The sequence below is a fragment of the Curtobacterium sp. 18060 genome, assembly GCF_902706105.1.
Classification (GTDB): Bacteria; Actinomycetota; Actinomycetes; order Actinomycetales; family Microbacteriaceae; genus Curtobacterium.
In genome coordinates this window covers 1-4,383 of the sequence record NZ_CACSJV010000095.1, presented here as the reverse complement: position 1 = coordinate 4,383, position 4,383 = coordinate 1, and the positions used below count along the sequence as shown (strand labels likewise).

The following is a 4,383-nucleotide window of genomic DNA, read 5'->3' as shown; positions in this document are numbered from 1 at the left end:
GGGTGTGGAGGGGTGACCGCGACGTCAGCGCTGGACGCCGAGCACGTCGGCGGTCACGCCGGTGGTGTCCCAACCGCCGCCGGTCGACTGCAGCACCGACCCGCTCGACATCCGGAGCAGCAGAGCACCACCGCTCCCGCCGCTGATCGAGGTCGCACGACCGTCCGGCTTCGGCAGGGTGCTCGACTGCCCGCCGATGGTGGTCCGGACGACGTTCGGCCCGGCCGTGGTCTGCCCGACCGAGGCCACGTCGGTGTCGTTCACCCACGTCGCCCCGACCGCGTCGCCGGTGGCTGCCTGCACCCGGACGGCTGCGCCGAACGACGTCGGGGACCGGTCGGACCCGCGGATGATCGCCATCACGTACAGGCCGGGGCCGTCGGCGGTCTGGATCAGGGCGAGTGCCCGGGTCGAGTCGCGGGAGACCTGGAACGACACGAGGTCGCCGCGCGGCAACGACGTCGCGACCTGGTGCGGGTCGCCGCCGAGGCCGTAGGCGGTGATCCGGCGGGTGTCCGACGACTGGCCGACCCACACGAACCCGAGGTCGTCGATCGCGGGGGCGACGAGGTCCTCGCGGGCGTCGACGCGCAGGTGGTCGTCGCCGCGGACGACGACGGCACCGTCGCGGTTGCCGACGGCGGCCGTGGTGCCGGAGGCGGACAGCGAGATCGAGGTCGGGTCGAGGCCGGCCACGGTGTCGCCGACGCCGCCGCCGAGCTTCGAGACCTTGCCGGTGCCCGTGGCCGCGTAGCCGACCACACCGTCCTCGTCGACGAGGGGGCGGGGGTCGACGTCCGGGTTCTGCTGCGCGTTCGCCCCGCTCGAGTCCGGGACGGACAGGCTCGCGCCCTCGATGGTCATCGACACCGACGAGATCGTGGCGACCGAGGCGAGCGACTTGCTCAGCTGCTCGCGCATCCGGACGCGGTCGACGGTGCTGGCCCGCAGGGCGTCGCTGGACAGGTCGACGAGTGCCGTGCCGCTGTCGATGGTGACCGCGTTCAGGGAGAGCTGGGTGCCCTCGGGGAACGACGAGACCACGGCGCCCTTCAACCAGTCGGCGGGACCGGCCATCAGGGCGCTGGCGATGCGGGTGCTGGTGGACGAGCGGGCGAGGAACCAGCGCTCGTCGGGCACGAGGAACCGGAACGTCGGGTCGTAGAAGTACAGGGCGTGCTGCTGGAAGACGGAGTCGAAGCTCACCGGGGACAGGATGATGCCGTCCGGGGCGTAGGCGATGCGCCACTCGCCGTCCTCGCGGGTGAACTGGAACGTCAGCGTGGACGAGGTCGGGCGGACCGCTTGGGTGTACTCCCCCTCGGAGTCCACCGTCGCGCTCGCGGTGAGCGTGTACGTCAGTTCGCGGTCGTCGGCGCGCTCGACGGTGCCGCTGCCGTCGCGGATCGTGACGCCCTGCCGCGGGTTCCACTGCTGCGAGAAGTCCGAGGCGAGGAACTGCCGGGCGATGGCGTAGTTGTCCTGTGCACCGGTGGCCGCCGCGATGAACCCGCGCAGGATCGCCGTCTGGTCGGAGCCGGTGATCGGCTTGTCCGGCCGGAAGTCGACGCCGGACAGCGACTCGTCCTTGATCGTCTGCCCGGTGCGGACGGCGCCGTCGACGGGGATGGCGGCGCAGGCGGTGAGCGCCAGCACGCTGACCGCCGCCAGCGCCGCGGCGACGACGTGCCGGAAGCGGGGACGGAGACGGGGACGCATCAGGACTCCTCTCGCACGGCGCGGGGGCCGTCGTACGACTCGTCGAGCTCGGGCAGCGGGATCGCCGACGTCACGGCGGTGACCTGTTCGTTGCGGGGCAGCGTCAGCACGAAGGTCGACCCCTGACCGGGGCGCGACCACACGTCGATCCGACCGCCGTGGAGCTTCGCGTCGCCCAGGCTGATCGCGAGACCCAGGCCGGTGCCGCCGATGGTGCGCTTGCGGCTCGGGTCGGCGCGCCAGAACCGGTCGAACACCCGTGCTGCGTCCTCCGGCGGCATGCCGACGCCCTGGTCGCGCACCGCGATGGCGACCGTGCGGGCGTCGCTGTCGACGACGACCTGGACGGGCTTGGCGTCACCGTGCTCGATCGCGTTGCCGACCAGGTTGCGCAGGATGCGGCGGACGCGCTTGGCGTCGAGTCGCATCGTGGTGTGGCCGCCGGGGGTGGCGAGCTGCAGGTCGATGCCGGCGCGTTCGGCCAGGGGGCGGAACTCCTCGACGATGTCCGCGGCGAGCGCCGCCGGCACCGACGGCTCGGTGTCGAGCTGCACGGCCTGCGCGTCGTAGCGGGAGATCTCGAGCAGGTCGGCGAGCAGCAGCTCGAACCGCTCCACCTGGGCGTGCAGGAGCTCGGCCGAGCGCCCGACCGAGGGCTCGAACGCGTGCCGGGAGTCGAAGAGCATGTCACCGGCGAGCCGGATGGTGGTGAGCGGCGTGCGCAGCTCGTGGGACACGTCCGACACGAAGCGCTGCTGCACGCGGGAGAGCTCGGCGAGCTGGGTGATCTGCCGGCTGACGGCCTCGGCCATGCCGTTGAAGCTCCGCGCGAGGGTCGCCAGGTCGTCCTGGCCGCGCACCGGGATGCGTTCGTCGAGGCGTCCGGCGGCGATCTTGCGGCTCGTCTCCGCTGCCTCGCGGATCGGGACCACGACCAGCCGGACGACGAGCGAGGTCACCAGGGCGATGAGCACCATGAGCGCGACGCCGCCGATCGAGAGCGTCTGCGACACGAAGTCCAGGGTCTGCTGGGCATCGGACAGGTCGTAGACCAGGTACAGCTCGTACTGGCCGGCACTCGGGATCTGCAGCGTGGAGCCGACGGCCAACCCGGGCACGCGGCGGCCGTCGTCGTCGAGCTGCACCGGCTGCAGGCTGAGCTTGCCGGTGTTCGCGCCGACCTCCTTGCGCAGGGCGTCCGTGATGACGGCGTCCGGGAAGTCCTGGCTCGCGATGGTCTGCAGCGTCTGCGGCGTGGACTGGTCCGGGCTCCGCTCGATCGCGATGCTCGTGCCGCCGGGGCTCGTCGTGTTCGACAGGATCGCCTGCTGCGCCTCGTTCTGCAGCGTCTCGAGCTCGGACTGGTTGTTGTCCTCGGCCGCGGTGGCGGCGTCGAAGATCCCCTGCGCGACGATGGTCGCGCGGGCCGACTCGGACTCGATCTGGTCGCGGCGCTGCGAGTAGACGTTCGTCGAGATGCTCACCATGACGGCGGTGCCGATGATCCCGACCGCCAGTCCGGTCGTCATCACGGTGATGGCGACCGAGCGGAACATCAGGGACCGACGCCACACGTACGCGACGGGCCGCCAGCCACGGCGGACCCAGCGGCGCATCCGTCGTCGGCCACGGCCGACCACCCCGATCGACACGGTGGCCGTGCCGGGGGCGGCACCGGCTGCCGTGCCGGGAGCGGTGCCGGCGGGCGGGGCGGGCGGCACGGTGGTCAGGCTCCTCCGGCCCGGTACCCGACGCCGCGGACCGTGGTGACGGTCTTCGGGTTGTCCGGGTCGTGCTCGATCTTCGCGCGCAGGCGCTGGACGTGCACGTTCACCAGGCGGGTGTCGGCCTTGTAGTGGTAGCCCCAGACCTGCTCGAGCAGCATCTCGCGGGTGAAGACCTGGTTCGGCTTCTCGGCGAGCGCGCGGAGCAGGTCGAACTCGAGCGGGGTGAGCGCGATGACGGTGTCACCGCGGCGGACCTCGTGCCCGGCGACGTCGACCGTCACGTCACCGACGTGCAGCACCGTGGCGTCGGTGGCGCTCGGCCGCAGCCGCGTGCGGATGCGGGCGACGAGCTCCTTCGGGTTGAACGGCTTGACGACGTAGTCGTCGGCACCGTTCTCGAGGCCGAGGACGACGTCGGCGGTGTCGCTCTTGGCGGTGAGCATGATGATCGGCGTGCCGCTCTCGGCACGGATGCGCTTGCAGACCTCGATGCCGTCGATGCCCGGGAGCATCACGTCGAGCAGGACGAGGTCCGGCTTCGTGCTGTGGAACGCGTCGACGGCGTCGTTGCCGTCGGCGCTGAACTCGGGTTCGTAGCCCTCCGAGCGGAGGACGATGCCGATCATCTCGGCGAGGGCCTGGTCGTCGTCGACGACGAGGATGCGCGGTGTCATGTGATGTGGACTCCGTGTGGCGTGCGGGTGGTGCCGGGTCGGCACGTGTCCCCACACGATAGCCGAGGCCCCGTCACGCGGCGTTTTCCGCCAGGATGGAGGTGGACCGCGCGTCGCAGCGCGGACCGACACGACGAAGGGGGCCGAGGTCATGTCCGATTGGCAGACGCCTGGCGGTGGTCAGCAGGGGGCCGGGCAGCAGGGCGCCGGGCAGCAGGTCGCGTGGCAGGGACAGCCGGGAGGCCCGCCCCGCTTCTCCGCGC

3 protein-coding genes are annotated in these 4,383 nt (G+C 71.9%); all 3 read right to left on the bottom strand.

Translation table 11 applies throughout. The annotated features are described in order from the left end of the window. Nucleotides 1–24: 24 nt before the first annotated feature. Genes GVL05_RS19630 through mtrA form a run of 3 tightly spaced genes read right to left on the bottom strand, consistent with a single transcriptional unit; the run spans nt 25 to nt 4,120 of the window. On the bottom strand, nt 25–1,719 hold the full coding sequence (locus tag GVL05_RS19630) for a GerMN domain-containing protein (protein ID WP_123292247.1): 1,695 nt from the start codon (nt 1,717–1,719) through the stop codon (nt 25–27). Continuing rightward, on the bottom strand, nt 1,719–3,440 hold the full coding sequence (gene mtrB, locus GVL05_RS19625) for an MtrAB system histidine kinase MtrB (protein WP_235036080.1): 1,722 nt from the start codon (nt 3,438–3,440) through the stop codon (nt 1,719–1,721). The genes GVL05_RS19630 and mtrB overlap by 1 nt, the downstream gene beginning before the upstream one ends. A 5-nt stretch (nt 3,441–3,445) precedes the next feature. Continuing rightward, a complete protein-coding gene (gene mtrA / locus GVL05_RS19620) occupies nt 3,446–4,120 on the bottom strand; it encodes an MtrAB system response regulator MtrA (protein ID WP_123292246.1) in 675 nt (224 codons plus the stop codon). Nucleotides 4,121–4,383 lie beyond the last annotated feature (263 nt).

What these genes read in the sequence shown, in the direction of transcription:
- GVL05_RS19630 (WP_123292247.1), bottom strand. Translation starts at nt 1,719, where the DNA reads ATGCGTCCCCGTCTCCGTCCCCGCTTCCGGCACGTCGTCGCCGCGGCG.
- mtrA (WP_123292246.1), bottom strand. Translation starts at nt 4,120, where the DNA reads ATGACACCGCGCATCCTCGTCGTCGACGACGACCAGGCCCTCGCCGAG.